Annotated in this window: 20 protein-coding genes; 7 read left to right on the top strand and 13 right to left on the bottom strand. The window is 72.1% G+C overall.

Annotated elements, in window-relative coordinates; translation table 11 throughout:
- The 6 genes from QZ749_RS25080 to QZ749_RS25055 form a co-directional block, all read right to left on the bottom strand.
- The coding region (locus QZ749_RS25080) for a VIT domain-containing protein (RefSeq protein WP_296953114.1) at positions 1-1,241 on the bottom strand (1,241 nt) is incomplete at its 3' end.
- A gap of 76 nt (positions 1,242-1,317) precedes the next feature.
- Positions 1,318-2,154, bottom strand: coding sequence for a sterol desaturase family protein (locus QZ749_RS25075; protein WP_296953112.1), 837 nt, complete (start codon positions 2,152-2,154; stop codon positions 1,318-1,320).
- Positions 2,155-2,203: 49 nt separating this feature from the next.
- Complete coding sequence (locus tag QZ749_RS25070; protein ID WP_296953111.1) at positions 2,204-2,947, bottom strand: PEP-CTERM sorting domain-containing protein; 744 nt, start codon at positions 2,945-2,947, stop codon at positions 2,204-2,206.
- Between the two features lie 208 nt (positions 2,948-3,155).
- The gene (locus QZ749_RS25065; protein WP_296953110.1) at positions 3,156-4,247 is read right to left on the bottom strand and encodes a DUF4380 domain-containing protein; all 1,092 of its coding nucleotides are present in this window, start codon (positions 4,245-4,247) and stop codon (positions 3,156-3,158) included.
- 66 nt (positions 4,248-4,313) lie between these two features.
- Positions 4,314-5,324 (bottom strand): hypothetical protein, encoded by a 1,011-nt coding sequence (locus QZ749_RS25060; RefSeq protein WP_296953109.1) that lies wholly within the window; start codon positions 5,322-5,324, stop codon positions 4,314-4,316.
- Between the two features lie 7 nt (positions 5,325-5,331).
- Positions 5,332-6,678: a HAMP domain-containing sensor histidine kinase gene (locus tag QZ749_RS25055; protein ID WP_296953107.1), complete on the bottom strand. Its 1,347-nt coding sequence runs from the start codon at positions 6,676-6,678 to the stop codon at positions 5,332-5,334.
- 155 nt (positions 6,679-6,833) lie between these two features.
- Between QZ749_RS25055 and cqsA the strand changes: the two genes are divergently transcribed.
- Positions 6,834-8,060: an alpha-hydroxyketone-type quorum-sensing autoinducer synthase gene (gene cqsA / locus QZ749_RS25050; RefSeq protein ID WP_296953106.1), complete on the top strand. Its 1,227-nt coding sequence runs from the start codon at positions 6,834-6,836 to the stop codon at positions 8,058-8,060.
- 99 nt (positions 8,061-8,159) lie between these two features.
- Here the strand turns inward: cqsA and QZ749_RS25045 are convergent, their stop codons facing one another.
- From QZ749_RS25045 to QZ749_RS25020, 6 genes are all read right to left on the bottom strand, one after another.
- A complete protein-coding gene (locus QZ749_RS25045) occupies positions 8,160-10,379 on the bottom strand; it encodes an NADP-dependent malic enzyme (protein WP_296953104.1) in 2,220 nt (739 codons plus the stop codon).
- A gap of 192 nt (positions 10,380-10,571) precedes the next feature.
- Positions 10,572-11,201, bottom strand: coding sequence for a flavin reductase family protein (locus QZ749_RS25040; protein WP_296953102.1), 630 nt, complete (start codon positions 11,199-11,201; stop codon positions 10,572-10,574).
- Between the two features lie 306 nt (positions 11,202-11,507).
- Positions 11,508-12,419 carry an SMP-30/gluconolactonase/LRE family protein gene (locus tag QZ749_RS25035; protein ID WP_296953100.1) on the bottom strand — a complete coding sequence of 304 codons (912 nt, stop codon included), beginning with the start codon at positions 12,417-12,419 and terminating at the stop codon, positions 11,508-11,510.
- The gene (locus QZ749_RS25030) at positions 12,412-13,818 is read right to left on the bottom strand and encodes an MFS transporter (RefSeq protein ID WP_296953098.1); all 1,407 of its coding nucleotides are present in this window, start codon (positions 13,816-13,818) and stop codon (positions 12,412-12,414) included. Before QZ749_RS25030 ends, QZ749_RS25035 begins: the two co-directional genes overlap by 8 nt.
- A 77-nt stretch (positions 13,819-13,895) precedes the next feature.
- The gene (kdgD, locus tag QZ749_RS25025; protein WP_296953096.1) at positions 13,896-14,807 is read right to left on the bottom strand and encodes a 5-dehydro-4-deoxyglucarate dehydratase; all 912 of its coding nucleotides are present in this window, start codon (positions 14,805-14,807) and stop codon (positions 13,896-13,898) included.
- A 95-nt stretch (positions 14,808-14,902) separates the two neighbouring features.
- Positions 14,903-15,643 carry a FadR/GntR family transcriptional regulator gene (locus tag QZ749_RS25020; RefSeq protein ID WP_296953094.1) on the bottom strand — a complete coding sequence of 247 codons (741 nt, stop codon included), beginning with the start codon at positions 15,641-15,643 and terminating at the stop codon, positions 14,903-14,905.
- Between the two features lie 144 nt (positions 15,644-15,787).
- Here QZ749_RS25020 and QZ749_RS25015 point away from each other — a divergent pair, with 144 nt between their 5' ends.
- The 5 genes from QZ749_RS25015 (at position 15,788) to QZ749_RS24995 (ending at position 19,798) form a co-directional block, all read left to right on the top strand.
- A complete protein-coding gene (locus QZ749_RS25015) occupies positions 15,788-16,597 on the top strand; it encodes an NAD(P)-dependent oxidoreductase (protein WP_296953092.1) in 810 nt (269 codons plus the stop codon).
- Positions 16,598-16,697: 100 nt separating this feature from the next.
- Entirely contained in the window at positions 16,698-17,741 is a 1,044-nt protein-coding gene (locus QZ749_RS25010; RefSeq protein WP_296953091.1) for an acyl-CoA dehydrogenase, read from the top strand.
- On the top strand, positions 17,729-18,499 hold the full coding sequence (locus tag QZ749_RS25005) for a PIG-L deacetylase family protein (protein WP_296953089.1): 771 nt from the start codon (positions 17,729-17,731) through the stop codon (positions 18,497-18,499). The genes QZ749_RS25010 and QZ749_RS25005 overlap by 13 nt, the downstream gene beginning before the upstream one ends.
- A complete protein-coding gene (locus tag QZ749_RS25000; RefSeq protein ID WP_296953088.1) occupies positions 18,489-19,088 on the top strand; it encodes a methyltransferase domain-containing protein in 600 nt (199 codons plus the stop codon). The genes QZ749_RS25005 and QZ749_RS25000 overlap by 11 nt, the downstream gene beginning before the upstream one ends.
- On the top strand, positions 19,085-19,798 hold the full coding sequence (locus tag QZ749_RS24995) for a glycosyltransferase family 2 protein (protein WP_296953085.1): 714 nt from the start codon (positions 19,085-19,087) through the stop codon (positions 19,796-19,798). The genes QZ749_RS25000 and QZ749_RS24995 overlap by 4 nt, the downstream gene beginning before the upstream one ends.
- A gap of 18 nt (positions 19,799-19,816) precedes the next feature.
- On the opposite strand, the gene QZ749_RS24990 is transcribed toward QZ749_RS24995, so the two are convergent.
- Positions 19,817-20,386, bottom strand: coding sequence for a YdeI family protein (locus QZ749_RS24990; protein WP_296953083.1), 570 nt, complete (start codon positions 20,384-20,386; stop codon positions 19,817-19,819).
- A 154-nt stretch (positions 20,387-20,540) separates the two neighbouring features.
- Between QZ749_RS24990 and ppk2 the strand changes: the two genes are divergently transcribed.
- Positions 20,541-21,461: a polyphosphate kinase 2 gene (gene ppk2, locus QZ749_RS24985; protein ID WP_296953123.1), complete on the top strand. Its 921-nt coding sequence runs from the start codon at positions 20,541-20,543 to the stop codon at positions 21,459-21,461.
- Positions 21,462-21,499 lie beyond the last annotated feature (38 nt).

Here is a 21,499-nt window from a genome sequence, read left to right as displayed (position 1 = left end):
TCGATGGCGCGGCCGCCATGGCGCCGGGCGAGCGCGGCGAGCCGGACGCCGTCCGACCCGCCGGGCGCCCCGTTCAGCGCGAACAGGCGCTGGTGCGGCGCCAGTTGCGGGAACGGCGCGGCGCCGTAGTTGTCCAGGCCGTCCGAGACCAGCAGGTACTCGCCGGCGCGCGCATCGACCGTCCAGCCGCCCAGTGCCGTGGCGCCGTCGTACACGGTCGCCTCCAGTTCGCGCCGCAGCGCCGACCAGTCGCCGCCGCGCACGCGGTAGCTGCGCGGCGCCTCGGCGCGGTCGCGCAGGCGCACCAGGCTGACCTCGGCGTCGCCCAGCGCGCGGAAATAGCGGTCGAGCAGGGCGAACTCGAGGTCGTGGCGGCGCGCGGCGCCGGAATCGGAGCTGTCCCACAGCAGGCCCACGCGGCCGGGCAGGCGGCGCGGCGTCCAGGCGGCGCCTTCCACGACGGGAATGTCGGCGACGAAGTAGGACTCGCCGTCGATGTCCCCGGTCCAGGCGCGCGCGACGCCATCGGCCTTGCCGCGCAGCGCCAGCACGCCGCCGGCCAGCGCGGCGCGCGGCACGTCGGCGGCGACGCCGTCGCCGTCGCGCCGGAAGGCGACCGGCTGCAGGGCGCCGGGCACGGTCGGCGCGGCATCGGCGCCGTGGACCCTGACGCCCGCGCGCCAGTCGTCGACGCCGGCCGCGTACGGCAGCGGCAGCCGGTAGAGCCAGTCCCCGCCGCTGCGCTCCAGCCGCTGGGCGATGCGCAGGCGCACGCGCCGCTCGCCGCCGGGCGGCAGCGGATAGATACGCAGCTTGAAGTTGTCGCCGCGCGTGGCCTCGAGCAGGCCGGGGTCGACCCCGCGCCGCGCGATCTCCTCGAACACCTGGCGCCCGCGCGCCTTCTCGACCGGCACGGCGGGGCGCATCTCGCCGCCGACGTCGAGGGCGAAGCCGACCACCGTCTGGCCCGGCGCCAGCGGGAACTGCAGCTCGCCTTCGAGCGTGCGCGCGTTCGAATTACGGAAGGCCAGTTCGATCGTCGTGTCGGCCACGCCGGCGCCGATGTCGACGTCGACGGCGGCCCGGCGCAGCTCGATGGGGCGCTCGGCGCCCTGCACGGCGAGGAGCGCCGGGGGCGGGCGGCGCGCCACGTCCTGCGCCAGCGTGGGCAGGACCGGCACGGCCAGCAGCCAGGCGGCATAGGCGCAGGCGGCGACGAGGGTGGTGCGGCGAAGCGGCATGGGAAGCTCCCGGTAGTGGTCGATGCTCATGGAACGCAGCAGCGACGGCTACGGGGTCAAGCGACCTCGAAAAAACTCAGGCGGCGTTGCGCTTGTCCGCCGCGCCGGCCCGGTGCGCGCCCACGAGCGGATCGAGCAACTGCCCCGCCAGGCCATCGGCATGCGGCGTGTCGGTGCCGTATTCGGCCGGCCAGTGGCGCGGCAGGTAATAGGTGCCGAACAGGCGGTCCAGGAAGGGCAGCGTGGACGCGTAGTTGCGGTCGATGTGGTCGCGGCGCGTGTGGTGCCAGTGGTGGAAGGCCGGCGTCGTCACCAGCCATTCCAGCGGCCCGAAACGCCAGCGCAGGTTGGCGTGGATGAAGAAGCCCCACAGCATGCCCAGCACCATCAGCGCGGCCGGCGTGCCGCTGCCGGCGGCGGTGGGTTCGGCCAGTCCCAGCAGGTACAGCGGCACCAGGCCGAACATGCGGGTCACGACCATGTCGACCGGGTGCGAGCGGGTGTTCGACAGGAAGTGCACGTGCTCGGTGCTGTGGTGCAGCGCGTGGAAGCGCCACAGCCAGGGCAGTTCGTGGCTGAGCCGGTGGCCCCAGTAGAAGCCGGTTTCGACGACGACGAAGGCGAGCGCGATGTGGGCCGCGGGCGGCAGGGCCTGCACCGCCGCCGTCAGCGGCGCCGGCACCAAGTGCCTGGCGGCGGCCGCGAGCAGCGCCGTCGGGGCGCTCAGCAGCAGGACCGGCACCAGGCTGCTGAGGAAGTAATAGGCGAGGTTGCGCCGCAGCTCGGGGTGCAGCACCGGCGCCTGGCGCACGGCGAACCAGCGCTCCAGCGGCACGAAGATCGCGCCCAGCAGGACGAGCCACACGCACAGGCGCAGCGCCGTCGTGGCGACGTCGTGGAAGAAGGCGTTCATGGCGAAAAGCGGAGGAGGCGTCCGGCGCCGCCGGCGCGCGGACCGGCGTTCAGGCCTTGCGGCTGCCGTTGCGGCGGCGGCGAACCACCAGGCCCAGCAGTCCGGCGCCGCCCAGCAGCAGGCTCCAGGTCGACGGCTCGGGCACGGCGGCGGCCTGCATCGACACGCCGTCGAGCAGCATGAACGGCGGCGCGCCCGGCGCGTCGCCCTTGGCCAGGAAGGACAGCAGCTGGCTGGTGCTGGTGGCGGTGAACGTCATGGTCGCCGTCTTCCAGCCGGTGAAGGCGCCGTCGGTCGAGGTCAGCACGCTGGTGGCCTTGACCGTGTTGCCGAAGGTGACCTGCCAGTAGTTGTTGTAGTTGGCGCCGTCGAAGCCGTTCTGCTGGCCCATCGCGTAATCGAAGGTCAGCACGTACGAGGTGCCGACGCTCAGGCCGCTGACGGCCTGCGACAGGGTGCCGGGCCAGTACTGCGAATCGGACGCGAACACGTTGCCGCCGTTGGCGGACGCGGTATAGCCCTTCAGGCCGACGATCGATGCGCCGGTATTCGCGACGGTGGTCGCGTTGTCGAGGACGAAGTTGTAGCCGCCGTCGTTGCCGTTGCTGCTGTTCCAGCCGACCAGCGTGGTGCGGTTGGCCGCGGTGGTCGAGGTGCCGGACGCGAGCTGCTTGTTGGTGCCGTTGGTGACCTGCTCGAAATTCCCGTTGGCGATCAGGGGAACTGCGTGGGCCGTGGTCGCGGCCATGGCGAGGATGGCGGACAGGGACAGCAGGACGGATTTGACGTGCATGCGCAAGCTCCATGGGTGGCGACGGCGCGTCGCGTGGACGCTTCGTCTAACTGACGATTTTGAGTGCAGGTTGTTGGCGTTTATCAAAAACCATTGCACTGACACTATTCTAGCAGGAAGTCATCCGTAAAAATCAATGCCAAACATCAATTTTTAGCAAATCGTGGCAAATCCACCATCCCACTGGCAGCGGTGATCGTCAGCTTCGTCATTTATCGTGCATGGCGGGCATCCGCAGCCCCGCCTGCCCGGCATGGGCGCGCAGGAAGGCCAGGTGCGCGGCGGGCGTGGCGGCGCCGCGGTAAGGCAGGATCGTCCACAGCTCGTGGGCGTCCATCGCCGCGCCGGGCGCCAGCTTGCGGTAGGGCGCGTGCACCTCCAGTTCGAGCACGCCGGCGTCGGCGCCGATGTCGCCGCCGTCCTGGTACAGCTCGACCTGGCCCTGCTCCGGGTGGATCGCCGCGCGCGGCTGGTGGTCGAACCGGATGAGCAGCGCCTGGTCGCCGCGGAAGGCCGCGATCCAGCCGGCGGCGGGCTGCAGGAACATCTTGCCCTTGGGGGCGCCGCCTGCTGCATCGCTCGTTGCAGCGCTTGCGGCACCATGTGCCGGCACGTCCAGCGCGAGGATGCCGGCGTCGACCCGGTAGCGCGGCGCCGGCCGGTCGGCCTGCGCGGGCACGGCGCGCACGTCGCCGGCGTGCGCCACGGGCACGTAGACGTGCGTGTCGGCGGGCACGCGCGTATTGAACCAGAGGTCCCAGGCGACGCCGGTGGCGCGCCGGTTGGTCGCGCGCGCGTCGAGGCGCAGCGTATCCGGCCGGCCCACCACCAGCGCGTAGCGCTTGCGCAGCGCGACGCCGCTCACCGGGCTGGCCGGGCCGCGCAGCGTCACGGCCGCAGGGCCGCTCGCCTCGACCTCGTAGCGGGACAGGTTGAGCCAGGGATCCGGCGGCCATGCGGCGCGCGCCGCCGCGCGCTGCGGGTTCGCGTCCTGGTGCACCCACCATTCGCTTTGCGGCCCGACCCAGACCTCGTGGCCGAAATACGGCACGTTGTCGCCGGCCGCATCGACGGGGGCGGCGGGATCGCCGGCGGCGGCGTCGAGCAGCAGGAAGTTCGGTTGCCCGCGCAGCGCGAACGACAGCAGGCGGCCGCCGATGGCGGCGGTGACGGTGGCGCGCACGGTGCCGTTGTCCAGCACGTGGACCGGCAGGTCGGCGGCGCCCGTGGGCGCGGGCAGCGTGGCGCAGGCCGCGAGGGCCAGCACGGGAAGGAAGCGGCGCGGAGACGGGCCTGGCATGGAGGCAATCCCGGTAAGGTCGACAGGCCACAGCATAGCAAACCCCGCCGGCGCCGGGCGGCGTCTTCAGGCGCCGTCGCCGGCCAGGAAGCCGGCGAAGGGCGTCACCCGCCCCGGCGGGAAATCCGGGCGCAGGTCGAACACGGCCCAGTAGTAGCGCTGGTGGCCTTCGCACACCCGGGCCGGCGCCGTGTGACGGTACCAGTCCTTGCCGAAGCGCGCCGAATACATGCCGTCGCCGTCGGTGAAATTGGGGATCACCACGCGCGCCTCCAGCGCCGCCAGCAGCGCGGACGGCGCGCCGTCGTCGCGCGCCATCTCCAGGTGCGCCCGCATGGTCTGCTCGGTCTCGATCACCAGCAGCCAGCGGCGGCCGTCGCGGTCGGCCATCAGCAGGCCGGCGGGGTCGTGGAACAGGTAGTGCTCGACGCAGTGCCTGTCCGCCGCCTCGCGCGCCGCCAGCGCCGCGATGGCGGGATCGTCGATGAAACCGTAGCCGTGCAGCGGCAGCAGGCTGCGCAGGGGCGCGGCCTGTTCCAGGAACCAGGCGTGCTGCAGGGTCGCGAGGTCGGCGTCGAGGCGTTCGAGCGCGTCGTGGTCGCTCTTGCGGATGTAGCGGTCGATCAGGCCGCGGTTGAAGGCGTCGATGGCGATGCGCTCGTCGGCCGTGCCGGTCAGCAGGATCGTCTTGCAGGGCAGGTCGCGCACGGCCTGGCACAACTGGACGCCGTTCATGCCCGGCATCGCGTAGTCCGCCACCAGCACCGAGGGTTCCGCGAAGCGCTGCGGGCGGGCGGCGATCGCGCAGATCCGCTCGACATGCAGGGCGACGTTGAGCGGCTGCGCCGAGAAGGTGTCGATGGTGGGCGACAGGAAGCGCCCCGGCTCGGCGCCGCGGGCGCGGGCGCGCAGCCAGGCGATCGCGCCGCAGGCGTCGGCGAATGTCTTGCCGGGCATGCGCTCGTCGAGCTGGAAGCGCAGGCTGGCGAGGAACGAGGGGCTGTCGTCGACGATGACGACGGTGCTCGGATGCCGGTAGACGGGAAGTTGCGGGGGCAACGGCGGGCGCAGCGTCATGGCGGCCTCAGTGCGGCGAGGGCGAGGGCGAGGACGAGGCCAGGCCCGGCGCGCGCGGGAAGGCGAGCGCGAACACGGTCCAGGCGCGCTCGCGCGAGCGGCAGCGGATGGTGCCGTGCCAGGCGCGCACGATGTCGTCGCACAGGGCCAGGCCGATGCCGGAACCGGCGCCGGGCGGCCAGGAGTGGAAGCGTTCGAAGATCAGCGGCAGCTGGCGCGCCGGGATGCCGCAGCCGCTGTCCATCACCAGCAGGCGCGGGCGCGCGGCGGCGCCGTCGACGATGATCCGGACCTTGCCCTTGCCGGCGCGCTGCAGCGCCTTGAACGCGTTGCGCAGCAGGTTCAGTAGCAGCACCGCGCACAGGTCGGCCCGCCCGGCGAACGCGAAGTCGCGCCGCACCACCACTTCCACCAGGCCGCGCTGGGCGCCGTCGGCGAACGGATAGCGATCCAGCGCCGCCTCCACCGCCTGCGCCATCGACAGGCACTCGGTCGGCGCCAGCTGCCGTTCCAGCACCGTGGCCGACTGCAGGAACAGGTCGACCAAGCGATTCATGTGGCGCACGTCGTAGCCGATGCGGGCCAGGGCGGCGTCCACGGCCGGCTCGGGTTCGCCGCCGGCGCGGCGGCGCGCGGCCAGCGCGCGCTCGATGCCGCGCACGTTGGCCGACACGCCCATCAGCGGCGTGCGCAGTTCGTGCGACACCATCGCCAGCGCCTGCGCCATGCCGGCGAGCTTCTCGCGCGCCAGCACGCTGCGGCCGAGCTTCGTGACGGAGACGACGAGGATCGTGAAGGCGTAGATCGGCAGCTGTTCCAGCATGTGGGTGCGCACCAGCGGCGTGCCGTCGCCGGCCACGGCGAACAGGGCGGCCGCGGCGCCGGTCCCGCAGGCGAAGGCGGCCAGCGCCCACCACCAGTCGAAGTGGAACAGCACGATCAGCGCCGCCAGCAGGGACTGCGCCCACACGGCCGAGCCGTGGTTCATCAGGAACATATAGGTGAAGAAGAACGGCAGCACGTAGCACACGCCTACGAACTCGTAGGCGCGCGCCGGCAGGCCATCGGGAAAGCGGTGCGCGAACAGCGCGGGCAGGCACAGCGCCACGCCGAGCGCGCGCAGGCCCGGGCTTTCGTAGTGCTGCGGGAACCACGCGGTCCAGACCACGTAATAGGCCGGCATGCCGAGGCAGCCGATCCACGCCAGGAAGCGCAGCCGGGTGGCGACGCGGGCATGTTCGCCCTGCCGGCGCACCAGCCACTGGCGCAGGGCGCGGGCCACGCGGCCGTCGGGCGCGCCGGCGCGCGGGGCCGCCCGGCCTGCTGCGCGGATGACGCCATGCAAGAGTTTCATCGTCACAAATGATTTCACAGAATTAACCTGGGGCAACATGTCGTGATGTTGGCGCAGGCACCGGCGCGGGCTTTGATCTAGCTCAATTGTGCGATGACAACTTATTTCTCTTGAAACATTAATTGCAAAATGAACATTTTTTAAGGAGAAACGCCATGCGCATCGACCCCATCCGCCTGCCCGCCAGCCACGACCTGCCGCCGTTCGTCACGCGCCGCATGGACGAGCACTACATCGACCGCGTCGAACGCCTGCTGGGCGGCGAGCACATGCATGTCTGGTCGCCGCCCGGTCCCGGCGCGCTGATGTTGGCCGGGAACGACTACCTGTGCATCTCGGCCGAGCCGGCGCTGGTGCGCGCCCAGGTGCGCAGCCTGGAGCGCGCGGCGGGCCAGGCGCTGATGTCCTCGGTGTTCCTGCAGGCCGGCAGCGCCCAGCACCGGCTGGAGGAAAAATTCGCCGGCTACCTGCGCAGCGAGGACGCGGTGCTGGCGCAATCGGGCTGGGCGGCCAACGTCGGCCTGCTGCAGAGCCTCGCGCAACCGGGCATCCCGGTCTACCTCGACATGCTGGCGCACGCCTCGCTGTGGGAAGGCGTGCAGTCGGCCCAGGCGCGGGGCGTGCCCTTCCTGCACAACCAGGCCGACCACCTGGCGCGCCAGGTCGCCAGGCACGGTCCCGGCGTGATCGTGATCGACGCGCTGTACAGCACCAACGGCAGCGTCGCGCCGCTATGCGAGGTGGTCGGGATCGCCGAGCGCTCCGGCTCGATCCTGGTCGTGGACGAGTCGCATTCGCTCGGCACGCATGGACCGGAAGGCGCGGGGCTGGTGGTCGGGCTGGGACTGGAAGAGCGCGTGCACTTTCGCACCGCCTCGCTGGCGAAGGCGTTCGCGGGCCGCGCCGGCCTGCTGACCTGTTCCAGCCGCTTCAAGGGCTACTTCCTGTCGGCGTCGCGCCCGGCGATCTTCAGTTCCTGCCTGCTGGACCACGAACTGGCCTGGTTCGACGCCGCCATCGACCTGGTGCGCGGCGCCGACGCGCGCCGCGCGGCGCTGCGCGCCACGACCGCGCAAGTGCGCGCGCGCCTGGCGCAGCTGGGCTATTGCATCGGCGACGGGACCGAGCAGATCGTGGCGCTGGAAGCCGGGCCGGAGCCGCAGACGCTGGCGCTGCGCAAGGCGCTGGAGGCGCGCGGCATCTACGGGGCGGTATTCTGCGCGCCGGCCACGGCGAAGAACCGCGCGCTGGTGCGCCTGACGCTCAATGCCGGCCTGGGGCAGCGCGAGATCGACCAGCTGGTGGCGGCGTGCGCCGACATGCGCGAGGAGGTGGACCTGGAAAACTGGTCGTCGTCGGTGCGGGGAAGGCGGGTGGCGTGACGGCGGGCGCCAACGGCGCCGCGATGGTGGCCCGTCGCCCCGGCGCGAGGCCGGGGCGACGGACAGGCTGCCGACGGGAGCGTGCCGGCAAGCGAGCCTTCAGCGCACGCCGGCCACCGCCAGCGCCGTCATGTTGACGATGCGGCGCACCGTCGCGCTCGGGCTCAGGATGTGCACCGGCTTGGCCGCGCCCAGCAGGATCGGGCCGACCGTCACGCCCTTGCCCGACGTGACCTTGAGCACGTTGAACAGGATGTTGGCGGCGTCCAGCGACGGCATCACCAGCAGGTTGGCGGCGCCCGCGAATCCGGTCGGGCGCTCGCCTTCCGGCTGGTACAGGCGGCGGATGTCCTCCGACAGCGCGGCGTCGCCATGCACCTCGCCGATCACCTGCAGGTGCGGCGCGCCGTCCGCCAGCAGGGCGCGCGCCGCGCGCATCTTGACCGCGGACGGGCGCTCGGACGAGCCGAAGATCGAGTGCGACACCAGCGCCGCCTTCGGCTCGATGCCGAAGTGGGCGACGGCGTCGGCGGCCAGGCGCGTGATCGCGGCCAGTTCCTCGGCGGACGGGTTGTCGTTGACGTAGGTGTCGGTGATGAACAGGGTCATCTTGTCGAGCACCAGCGCGTTCATCGCGGCCAGCGTGGCGGCGCCCGGGGCCAGGCCGATCTCGTTCTTCACGTGGGCCAGGTGGCTGTCGTAGCTGCCCTTCATGCCGCAGATCAGCGCGTCGGCCTGGCCCGCGTTGACCAGGCGGGTGCCCTGCAGCGTGGGGTCGACGCCGGCTTCCGGCTCGACCAGCGCGTAGTCCACTTCGCGGCGCAGGCGCAGGCCGGACTGCTTGACGGCGGCCTCGATCTCGGCGGCGTGGCCCACCAGCACCGGCCGGGCCAGGCCCTGGTCGACGACGGTCTGCACGGCGCGCAGCACGCGCTGGTCGGTCGCCTCGGTGTAGGCGACCTTGCGCGGCAGCGCCTTGGCCTTGGCGAACACGGGCTTCATGAAGAAACCGGTGTGGTAGATCATCTCGCCCAGCTTGTCGCGGTAGGCGTCCATGTCCTGGATGGGACGCGTCGCCACGCCGGAGGCGGCGGCGGCCGCGGCCACGGCCGGGGCGATGGCGGCCATCAGGCGCGGGTCGAACGGTTTCGGGATGATGTAGTCGGGGCCGAAGGTCAGGTCCTGGCCGGCGTAGGCGGCGGCCACGGCGTCGTTGGCCTCGGCCTCGGCCAGCGCCGCGATCGCGGTCACGCAGGCCAGCTTCATCTCGTCGGTGATGCGGGTGGCGCCGCAATCGAGCGCGCCGCGGAAGATGTACGGGAAGCACAGCACGTTGTTGACCTGGTTCGGGTAGTCCGAACGGCCGGTGGCGACGATGCAGTCCGGGCGCGCGGCCTTGGCCACTTCCGGGCGGATCTCCGGTTCCGGATTGGCCAGGGCCAGGATCACGGGACGGTCGGCCATGGTCCTGACCATCGCGCCGGTCAGCACGCCGGCGGTCGAACAGCCCAGGAAGACGTCGGCGCCGGCCACGATGTCGGCAAGCAGGCGGGCATCGGTCGCCTGCGCGTAGCGCGCCTTGTTGGCTTCCATGTTCGCTTCGCGGCCCTGCCAGATCACGCCCTTCGAGTCGGTCACGAACACGTTCTGGCGCTGCACGCCCAGGCTCACCATCATGTCCAGGCAGGCGATGGCCGCGGCGCCGGCGCCGGAGCAGACCAGCTTGACGGCGCCGATGTCCTTGCCCACCACCTTCAGGGCGTTGAGCAGGGCGGCGCTGGAGATGATGGCGGTGCCGTGCTGGTCGTCGTGGAAGACGGGGATGTTCATGCGCTCGCGCAGCTTCTTCTCGATGTAGAAGCATTCGGGCGCCTTGATGTCCTCGAGGTTGATGCCGCCGACGGTCGGCTCCAGCATCGCGATGGCCTCGACCAGCTTGTCCGGGTCGTTCTCGGCCAGTTCCAGGTCGAATACGTCGACGCCGGCGAATTTCTTGAACAGGCAGCCCTTGCCTTCCATGACGGGCTTGGAGGCCAGCGGCCCGATGTTGCCCAGGCCGAGGACGGCGGTGCCGTTGGAGATCACGGCGACCAGGTTGCCGCGCGAGGTATATTCGGCGGCCATGGCCGGATCGGCGGCGATTTCCTCGCAGGCGTAGGCGACGCCCGGCGAATACGCCAGCGACAGGTCGCGCTGGTTCGACAGCGGCTTGGTCGCGACGACCTCGATCTTGCCGCGCACGGGGCTGCGGTGGTATTCGAGCGCGTCCGCGCGCAACTGGGTATCCCGGGATTCGTCCTGACTGCTTTCGATGCTCATTGTTGCTCCTGTGCCGATCGAGCGGCGGGTGGTTGATTGTCCTGTGGGGCCGGGAGCGGGGCCGCCTGTTCTGTTGTTCGCACAGCCTCGCCCGCGCGGCGGCGGCGTGGCGTCGTCCCGGCTCGGGGCAGCCATCATACGTGATCGCGGCGCCTTGTGCGAATGAACGACCGTGCTATTCGGCCTCGCCCGTCAGGGCCGCGCGCCGGGGCGGAACATGTGGAACAGCTGTTCCGGGCCGACCGCGAAGTAGTCGGCGGGACCGCCGCCGCGCAGCACGTGGCCGGCATGGGCGGTGTCGTACACGCCGTCCTTGAGCAGCGCGCGCGCGATGTGCACGCCGACCACCTCGCCCAGCACCAGCCAGGTCGGCACGGTCGCCCCGTCGGCGCGCTGCAGCTGGATGACCTGCGTGCGGCGGCATTCGAACGCCACCGGGGTCGCGGCCACGCGCGGCGCGGCGACGATGCGGGACGGCGCGCTGTCGAGCCCGGCCAGCGCGAATTCGTCGACCTCGGGCCCGACCTGCGCGCAGGTCGCGTTCATGCGTTCGGCCAGCGGCCGCGTCACCAGGTTCCAGGTGAATTCGCCGGTTTCCTCGATGTTGCGGATGCTGTCCTTGTAGCCGATGCTGGCGAAGCCGACGATCGGCGGGACGTAGTTGAAGGCGTTGAAGAAGCTGTAGGGCGCGAGGTTCGGGATGCCGTCGCCGGACAGCGAGGCGATCCAGCCGATCGGGCGCGGGCCGACGATGGCGTTGAACGGGTCGTGCGGCAGGCCGTGGCCGTTGCGCGGTTCGTAGAAATGCGTGGATGCCGTCATGGGTGGTGGCGTGTGCTGGGAATGGACGGCAACGATACCGCATCCGCGCGCCTTGCGTCGGCAGCGCCGCATCTGGCACCGATGAGACCACCAATCTTGCAACTAACCGACAATGGCGGCACGTCGAAAAAAACCAGCCGCCAGCGCCCGGGGTGGCGCCGGCGGCTGCAAAGGAGACCGGGATGCGTGCCCGGACCGCCATCCGTCGCGCGGCGCGCGGGGATCCTGTCGCCGTGGCGCCTCGCCGGCCGCCGGCCGCCGGATCGGGCGGCGCATCTGCCGACGGACGTGCGTCCCGCCGGACGTTCATGCGCCGAACGGCGTCTCCGGCACGCCGCGCACGCCGGGGCGCAGCAGCAGCACGGCGCCGGCCATGTCGTCGCGCGACGCGCCCGGCGGCGCGATCGACGTCACCAGCAGCGTGTCCAGGTCCGGCCCGCCGAAGCTGGCCATCGACGGCTTGGCGAACGGCAGCGCGAGCGCGCGGTCGAGCCGGCCCGCCGGCGTGAAGCGCAGCAGGCTGGCGCCGTCGTTCCCGGCGCTCCAGTAGCAGCCGTCGGCGTCGATGGCGGCGCCGTCCGGCCGGCCGGCGTGCGTGGCCAGGTCGACGAACAGGCGCCTGTGCGAGGGCAGGCCGGCGTCGGCGTCGTAGTCGAACGCCCATACGCGGCGCCGCGCCGGATGCGAGTCGGACAGGTACATCGTCGCGCCGTCGGGCGACCAGGCCAGGCCGTTCTGCGTCACCAGGCCCGACGCCAGCGGCGCCGACAGGCCGCCGCCATGGCCGCCATCGTATCGGTACAGGCAGCCGACGGGCCGCGCGGCGGCCATGTCCATCCACATCGTGCCGGCCCAGAAACGCCCCTGGCGGTCGCAGCGGCCGTCGTTGAAGCGCATGCCGGGGCCGAGTTCGGGCGGGGCGGCGAGGCGGCGCGCGTCGATGCCGCCGTCGTCGCGCAGCCGCAGGTGGAAGATGCCCGTCTCCATGCCGGCCACCAGGCCGCCGTCCGCATGGACGGCGATGCAGGCGACCATCTCGGCCGCGGTCCAGTGGCGCGCCGCGCCGCCATGCCAGGACAGGCGCCAGATGCGGCGGGCCGGGATGTCGACCCAGTACCAGGCCTGCTCGGCGGCGTGCCACAGCGGGCTTTCGCCGACGGCGCAGGCGACGCCGGGCACGCGTGCGAAGGCGACGCGCTGCGTGGACACGTCATGCATTGGCCAGCTCCCCGGGCAGCCGGGCCATCACGTGCACCGGCACCAGCAGCTTGATCAGGCACCAGGCCGCCAGGTAGGCGCCGGCGCACAGTGCGAACATGATCATGTAGCCGGTCTGGATGCTGCCGGCGGCCCCGTAGTGGTCGAACAGGGCGCCGCCGAGCTTGGTCAGGACCACGCCGCCGATGCCGCCGGCCAGCCCGCCGATGCCGACCACGGAGGCCACGCAGTGCTTCGGGAACATGTCGGCCGGCATGGTCAGCAGGTTCGCCGACCAGGCCTGGTGGGCCGAGGCGCCCACGCCGATCAGCAGCACCGGCACCCAGTAGCCCAGGTGGCCCAGCGGTTGCGCGAGCAGCACGGCCAGCGGGAACAGCGCGATCAGCAGCATGGCCTTCAGGCGGCCGTCGTAGACGCCGTCGCCGCGGGCCATGAACCAGGCCGGCAGCCAGCCGCCGCCGATGCTGCCCACCATCGTCATGCTGTACAGGACCGTCAGCGGCAGCGCCATCGCGGTCGGCTGCATGCCGTAGGTGTCGGCCAGGTACTTGGGGAGCCAGAACAGGAAGAACCACCACACGCCGTCGGTGAGGAACTTGCCGGTCACGAAGGCCCAGGTCTGGCGGCAGCGCAGCAGGTCGCCCCAGCCGGCCTTGCGCGCCGGCGCCGGGCAGGCGCCGACCGGGTCCGCCGCGCCGTCCTGGATGTAGGCCAGTTCGGTGCGCGACAGGCGGCGCTGGCGCGCCGGCTCGTCGAACAGCACGGCCCAGAAGCCGATCCACAGGAAGCCGATGGCGCCGATCCAGACGAAGGCCGCCTGCCAGCCCCACAGCGCGGCCACCAGCGGCACCGTCAGCGGCGCCAGGATGGCGCCGATGTTGGCGCCGGAATTGAAGATGCCGACGGCCAGCGAGCGTTCGGTGCGCGGGAAGTATTCGGCCGTGGCCTTGATCGCGGCCGGGAAGTTGCCGGCCTCGCCGATGGCCAGCACGGCGCGCGCGATCATGAAGCCGCCGACCGACGCCGGCAGCGCCGCCAGGCCGAACGCGCCGAGCACGCCGTTCAGCGCCGCGCCCAGGTCCAGCGCGAAGGCGTGCGCCACGGCGCCGGCCGACCACACGACGATCGCCAGCACGTAGGCGCGCTTGGTGCCGAGCCGGTCGACGATGCGGCCGGCGAACAGCAGCGACAGCGCGTACACGAACTGGAAGGCGGCGGCGATGTCGGCGTAGTCGGTATTGGTCCAGCCGAAGCGCGCCGACAGGGAAGGGGCCAGCAGGCTCAGTACCTGCCGGTCGAGGTAGTTGATGGTGGTGGCGAAGAACAGCAGCGCGCAGATCGTCCAGCGATAGCTGCCGATGGTCTTCGCCGCGGCGTCGCCGCGTGCGTGTCGGTTCATGTCAGGCCTGTTGTCGTTGTACGCTGACTTGCTGTGCGGCCGGCGTCTCCGTGCCGGCCGGATCGGTCAGGCGCGCGTCATTGCGCGCCCTGGGCCACGATCAGTTGGTGGAGCATATCCGATTCCGCCGGCGTCAGGTCGGTCAGCGGCGCACGCACCGGCCCGCCGTCGCGGCCGACCAGGCGCGCGCCGGCCTTGACGATGCTGACGGCGTAGCCGGGCTGGCGGTTGCGGATCGCCAGGTAGGGCAGGAAGAAGGTGTCCAGCAGGCGGTTGACGGTCGCGTCGTCGCCGCCGGCCATCGCGTGGTAGAAGTCCATGGCCAGCTGCGGCACGAAGTTGAAGACCGCCGACGAGTACACGGGCACGCCCAGCGCCTTGTAGGCGCCCGCATACACTTCCGCGGTCGGCAGGCCGCCCAGGTAGCTGAAGCGCTCGCCCAGGCGGCGCCGGATCGACACCATCAGTTCGATGTCGCCGATGCCGTCCTTGAAGCCGATCAGGTTCGGGCAGCGCTCCGCCAGCAGGGCCAGCGACTCGGCGCCCAGGCGGCACTGCGCGCGGTTGTACACGACCACGCCCAGGCGGGTGGCGTTGCACACGGCTTCGACGTGGGCGACCAGGCCGTCCTGGCCGGCCTCGGTGAGGTAGTGCGGCAGCAGCAGGATGCCCTGCGCGCCCAGGCGCTCGGCCTCGCGGGCGAAGGCCATCGCGGTGCGCGTGGGGCCGCCGGCGCCGGCAAGGATCGGCACCTTGCCGCGGCAGGTCTCGACCGCGACCCGGATCACGTCCGAGAACTCCTCGCCGGTCAGCGAAAAGAATTCGCCGGTGCCGCCGGCCGCGAACAGCGCGCTGGCGCCGTAGGGCGCGAGCCATTCGAGCCGCTCGGCGTAGGTGGACGGACGGAAGTTCCCCGCGTCGTCGAAATCCGTGATCGGGAAGGACAGCAGGCCGGACGACAGGGTGCGCTTCAGGTCTTGCGGATGCATGGGGTATCTCCGAGTGGGTGTCTAGTTGTAAGTCATCGTACAACTTGTCTCGCGACACCGCAAGCGGAAATTGCCGGCGCCGCCGCCCGCGCGCCTCAGCCCTCGATGCGGTGCTGGGCCTCGCGCAGCCGCTCGCGGCTGTTGGACAGGTGGGTGCGCATCGCCGCGCGCGCGGCCTCGGCGTCGCCGCGCTGGATCGCCCGGAAGATGTCCTCGTGTTCGCGGTCCAGGCGTTCCAGGTAGTCGGCCGGACGGGTATCGAGCGCCGGCGTGTCCAGGCGCGCGCGCGGGATGATGGCGTTGCCGAGCTGGCCGAGCAGCTCGACGAAGTAGCGGTTGCCGGTGGCCTGCGCGACCAGCTGGTGGAAGCGCACGTCGGCCTCCACCGACGAGACGCCGCGCGCGGCCGCGCGGCGCATCTCGGCCAGCGCCTCGCCCAGCTGCGCCAGCTGCTCGTCGCTGCGGCGGGTGGCCGCCAGCCAGGCGGCCTCGGTCTCCATGCTGATGCGCAGCTCGAGGATGGCCAGCACGTCGCGCACCGTGACGATGCTGGCCGTGCCGATGCCCAGGCCGCGCGCCGGCGGTTCGAGCACGAAGGTGCCGATGCCGTGGCGGGTCTGGACCAGGCCGCCCGCCTGCAGCTGCGAGATCGCCTCGCGCACGACGGTGCGGCTGACGCCGTAGGCTTCCATGATGGCGGACTCGGGCGGCAGCTTGTCGCCCGGCTTGAATTCGGATGCGCGGATGCGCGCGCCCAGTTCCTCGACCACGCCCTGGGCGAGGCTGCGGTATTTCTTGCGGCCGGCGGGTACCAGCGGGACGGGAGAGAGGCTCATGGGCGGGAAGATGGCGGTATCGATGGCATGATTATAACGGGCGGCGCCGGCGGCCGCGGAAATGCCGCGGACCGGTTGCCATCCGCGTGGCGGATGCCTATACTCGTCGCCACGTATAAGATGTCAGACAACCAGGCCGAGACGATGACGAAACCATTCCAGCGTATCCTGTTCACCGGCGCCGCCGGCAACCTGGGCCGGCGCCTGCGCCCGCACCTGCACGCCTTCGCCGACGTCGTGCGCCTGGCCGACGTGGCCGACTTCGGGCCGGCCGGGCCGGGCGAGGAGGTGGTGCTGTGCGACCTGGCCGACCGCGACGCAGTGCTGCGGATGTGCGAGGGCGTGGACGCGATCCTGCACTTCGGCGGCGTGTCCACCGAGGTCGAATGGGAGCCGATCATGCACGCCAACATCCACGGCATGGTCAACCTGTACGAGGCCGTGCACAAACTGGGCATCCGGCGCGTGGTGTTCGCCAGCTCCAACCACACGATGGGCATGTACCGCACGACCGACCTGGTCGACGCGACGATGCCGCCGCGCCCGGACGGCTACTACGGGGTGTCGAAGGTGTTCGGCGAGACGCTGTCGCGCTTCTACTGGGACCGCTTCGGCATCGAGACCGTGTGCCTGCGCATCGGCTACTGCTGGCCCGAGGCGACGACCTACCGCCAGATGGTGACCTGGCTGGGCCTGGACGACCTGGTGGAACTGCTGCGCCGGTCGCTGGTGACGCCGCGCGTCGGCCACACGATCGCCTTCGGCACCTCGGCCAACCCGGGCCGCTGGTGGGACGACCGCCATGCGGGCTTCCTGTGCTGGACGCCGAAGCAAAGCGCGGCGCAGTTCGCGGACCGGATTCCAGAGGGCGGCGGCTACCCGGCGGCGGACGACGTCACCACGCTGTACCAGGGCGGGCCGTTCCTGGAGATGGGGCCGAAGTACAAGCCCTGAGCGCCACGCGGCGTCGCCGCCGCCGCCGCCGCCGCCGCCGCGCACGCGTGCGTGCCGAACCGGATCGAAGTGGTAGCATGCAATTTTAATAACGAATCGCATGCCGACCGCTTCGATGCCGTCTCCCGCACTCCCATCCGCCGCACTGCAGGCCCACCTGGCCGAATCGCGCGCGTCCACCCCGGGCGCCATGCTGCGCGAACTGGTCGACGCCGGCCTGGACCGCCTGCCGCTGCCCGGCCACGGCGCCACGCTCGAACGCTGGCGCGCGCTGGCCGCCGCCGGCCGCCACGACCTGAGCGTGGCCAAGCTGTACGAGGGCCATACCGATGCCCTCGCCATCCTGCACGAGGCCCAGGCCGGCCCCGCGCCCGCCGGTTCGGCATGGGCGACGTGGTGCGCCGAGCCGCCGGATGCGCGCGTGGCGCTGCGCGCGGGAGCGGACGGCGCATACGCGCTGCACGGCCGCAAGGCCTGGTGCTCGGGCGCGCATGACGTCACCCACGCCGTGGTCAGTTGCTGGAACGAGGCCGGGGAGGCGATGCTGGCGGCAGTGGACCTGCGCCAGCGCGGGGTCGTCATCGGCGACGATGGCTGGGACGCCGTCGGCATGCGCGCCACCCGCAGCGTCGACGTGCTGTTCGACGGCGCGCGCGCGCTGCCGCTGGGCGGCCCCGGCTTCTACGTGCGGCGCGCCGGCTTCTGGCACGGTGGCGCCGGCGTCGCGGCCTGCTGGTTCGGCGCGGCCGGCGCGCTGGCGGACGCATTGCGCGCGCGCCTGGCGCTGCCGCAACGGGGCGCGCGCGACGATCCGCACCGGCTCGCGCAACTGGGCCAGGTGAGCGTGCTGCTGGGCAGCTGCGCGGCGCTGATGCGCCAGGCCGCCGCGGTCATCGACCGCGACCCGGGCGCCGATGCGATGGCCGCGGCCCTGGCCCTGCGCCTGCACGTCGACGCCGCCGCCACGGCGACGCTGGCGGCGGCGGGCCGCGCCCTCGGCCCCGGTCCGATGTGCAAGGACCCCAGGCTGGCGCGCCTGTTCGCGGACCTGCCCGTGTTCCTGCGCCAGAGCCACGCCGAGCGCGACGAGGAAGCGCTGGGCCGGATCGTCGCCGCCGGCGGGGAGGCGCCATGGACGCTGTGAACCGCTCGCGCCTGATCGCCGGCGCCGGCACCCCGGCCGCCGCCTGGCGCGCCGATCCCGCGCTGGCGGAGGTGCCGTTCGCGGCGCTCGACGAGCTCGTGCCGCCGGCGGCGCGCGCGCTGGTGGTGGCGCCGCATCCGGACGACGAGATCCTGCCCTGCGGCGGCCTGCTGCGCCTGCTCGCGCTGCGCGGCATGCCGGCGCGCATCGTCGCCGTCACCGACGGCGAAGGCAGCCATCCCGGTTCGCCCGCCTGGCCGCCGCAACGGCTGCGCGCGACGCGGCCGCGCGAGACGCTGGACGCGCTGGCGCGCCTCGGCATCGTGGCGCCCGTCGTCGAGCGGGTCGGCATCGCCGACGGCGGCATCGCGGCGGCGCAGGCGCTTCTTGCCGGGCGCCTGGCCGCGCTGCTGGCGCCGGGCGACGTGGTCGTCACGACCTGGCGCTACGACGGCCACCCCGACCACGAGGCCACGGCGCGCGCCTGCGCCGCCGCCGCCGCCGCGCGCGGCGCGCGCCTGCTGGAAGCGCCGGTGTGGGGTTGGCACTGGAGCGCCCCGGGCGATGGCGCCATCCCGCTGGCGCGGGCGCGCCGGCTGGCGCTGGACGCGGGCACGATGGCGCGCAAGCGCGCGGCATTGGCGTGCTTTCGCAGCCAGCTGGAAGCCGACGCCAGCACCGGCGCGGCGCCGATCGTGTTTCCCGGCGCGCTGGAACGATTGCTCAACCCTTGGGAAGTGTATCTGCATGATGCTTGACGACGCGGCGCGCCGGCGCCATTTCGAAGCGCTGTACGCGCACGACGAGGACCCGTGGCAGGTGCGCGCGGCCTGGTACGAGCGGCGCAAGCGCGCCGTCCTGCTGGCGGCGCTGGGCCGGCCGAGTTATCGCAGCGCGTTCGAGCCGGGCTGCGGCAACGGCGAACTGAGCGCCAGCCTGGCGGCGCGCTGCGAGCGCCTGCTGGCCTGCGACGGCGCGGCCGGCGCGGTGGCGGCGGCGCGCCGCCGGCTGCAAGGCGACGCGCTCGCCCATGGCGCGCTGCGCATCGAGCAGCGCAGCCTGCCCGCGCAATGGCCGCGCGCGGAACGCTTCGACCTCGTGGTCGTGAGCGAACTCGGTTATTACTTCGACGCCGGCGCCTGGCGCGACCTGGTCGCGCAGGCGGCGTCGAACCTGGAAGAGGAAGGAGAACTCCTGATGTGCCACTACGTCCACGACTTCGACGACCGCGCCGCATCGACCGCGTCGGTCCACGCGGCGGCCGACGCCATCCCCGCGCTGGTGCGCACCGTGCAGCACCGCGACGCCGATTTCCTGCTCGAGGTATGGACGAGGAGGGCGGCATGATCGGCGTCGCGATCCCGGCCCACAACGAGGAGGCGGCGCTCGACGACTGCCTGGCGGCGCTGCTGGCCGCGGCGCGCCATCCCGCGCTGCGGGGCGAACGGGTCGCCGCCTGCGTCGTGCTGGACGCCTGCGACGACGGCTCGCGCGCCATCGTGGAACGCTGGTGCGGGGCGTTCGCGGCGGCCGGCCTGCGGCTCGACTGCCTGGAAACGGCGGCGCGCCAGGTCGGCGTGGCGCGCGCGGCCGGGGCGCGCCACCTGCTGGCGCTGGGCGCGCGCTGGCTGGCGTTCACCGATGCCGACACGCGCGTGGGCCCGCAATGGCTGGCGGCGCAGCTCGCGCTGGGCGTGGACGTGGTGTGCGGCTCGGTCGCGGTGGACGACTGGACGCCGCACGGCGCCGACGCCGCGCGCCTGCGCGCGCACTTCGCCAGCCATTACAACGACCGCGACGGCCACCAGCACATCCACGGCGCCAACCTGGGCGTGAGCGCCGACGCCTACCGCGCGGCCGGCGGCTTCGAGGCCGTGGCCTGCCACGAGGACGTGCTGCTGGTGCGGGCGCTGCAGGCCACCGGCGCGCGCTTCGCCTGGAGCGCGCAGCCGCGCGTGTTCACCAGCGCGCGCATCGACCCGCGCGCGCGCGGCGGCTTCGGCGACGCGCTGCTGGCGATGGCGGCCGGGCGCGAGCCGAACCGGCCGCCGGCTTGAAGCCCGGCGGCGCAGGCATCAGCCGATGGCGAGGCGCCGGCCCGCGGCGCAGGCCTCGATGAGGCGCCCGAGCCGGGCATCGCGCGTCTCCGGCTTTTTCGCGCTCACGATCCAGTGCAGCACGCGCTGCCGGTAGCCGGGCGGGCAGGCCTCGAACGCGGCGTAGGCGGCGGCTTGCGCCCGGAAGCGCGCCAGCGCCTCGGACGGCAGTTCGGCCGGTGCCGCGCGCTCGTGCGAATAGACGCGTGAGCGCTCCTCGGCGCGGCGGGCAAACGCGGCCTCGCCGGCGGGCGTCATCAGGCCCTGTTCGCGCAGTTTGGCGACCTTGTCGATGTTTACCGCGCTCCAGATCGAGCCGGGCTGGCGCGGCGTGAAGCGGATCGTGTAGGTGGCGTCGTCGACGCGGCGGCGTACGCCGTCGATCCAGCCGTGGCACAGGGCCTGGTCGACCGATTCCGACCAGCGCATGCCGGGCGCGCCGCGGCCCACCTTGCGAAAGCCCACCAGCAGTTCGCGCGCGCCGGCGGCGTGCTCGTCGAGCCAGCGGCGGAAGGCGGCGGCGTCGTCGAAGAACAGCGGTTCGATCATGGGCGCTCCATGGGAATGAGGGGATCGGCCGCATTCTACGCGGCCGTCACGCCGCTGTCACACGGCGGCGGTATAGTCGCGCCGAAGCGCCATAGTGCCACCGCGCCGCCGCCGGCGGCAGCGCCCCCTGTTTCGACGTGCAAGGCAAGCCATGATGAGGAATACCGACCAACCGGACCTGGTCCGGCGCGTGCGACGCGACATCGCCGACAGCTACGACGAGGAGCTGGAACTCGAACTGGACGACCGCGACCTGGACCCCGACACGCTGCTGCCGGCCCAGGCCCAGGACGCCGCCGACAAGGAAGCGCGGCGCCAGTACTTCCACGAGCTGTTCCGCCTGCAGGCGGAGCTGGTCAAGCTGCAGGACTGGGTGGTGCACACGGGCCACAAGGTCGTGATCCTGTTCGAGGGGCGCGACGCGGCCGGCAAGGGCGGCGTCATCAAGCGCATCGTGCAGCGCCTGAACCCGCGCGTGTGCCGCGTGGCCGCGCTGCCGGCGCCGAACGACCGCGAGCGCACGCAGTGGTATTTCCAGCGCTACGTCTCGCACCTGCCGGCGGCCGGCGAGATCGTCCTGTTCGACCGCAGCTGGTACAACCGGGCCGGCGTCGAGCGCGTGATGGGCTTCTGCACCGACGCGCAGTACGAGGAATTCTTCCAGACCGTGCCGGAGTTCGAGCGCATGCTGGCGCGCTCGGGCATCCAGCTGATCAAGTACTGGTTCTCGATCTCGGACGAGGAACAGAACGCGCGCTTCCTGAGCCGCATCCACGATCCGCTCAAGCAGTGGAAGCTGAGCCCCATGGACCTGGAATCGCGCCGGCGCTGGGAAGAGTACACGAAGGCCAAGGAGATCATGCTCGAGCGCACCCACATCCCGGAAGCGAAATGGTGGGTGGTGCAGGGCGTCGACAAGAAGCGCGCGCGCCTTAACTGCATCCACCACCTGCTGCAGCAGATGCCCTACGTGGAAGTCGACCGGCCGACCATCCAGTTGCCCGAGCGCGAGTACCACGACGACTACGTGCGGCGGCCGGTGGCGCCGGAGATCATCGTGCCGGAAATCTATTGAAAGAATATTTCATGAATGATCGCCAGCTGACATAGTCT

Source organism: uncultured Massilia sp., from assembly GCF_913773735.1.
Classification (GTDB): Bacteria; Pseudomonadota; Gammaproteobacteria; order Burkholderiales; family Burkholderiaceae_D; genus Telluria.
Note: the sequence above shows the minus strand (reverse complement) of the source record. Positions and strands in the feature narration are given on the sequence as shown.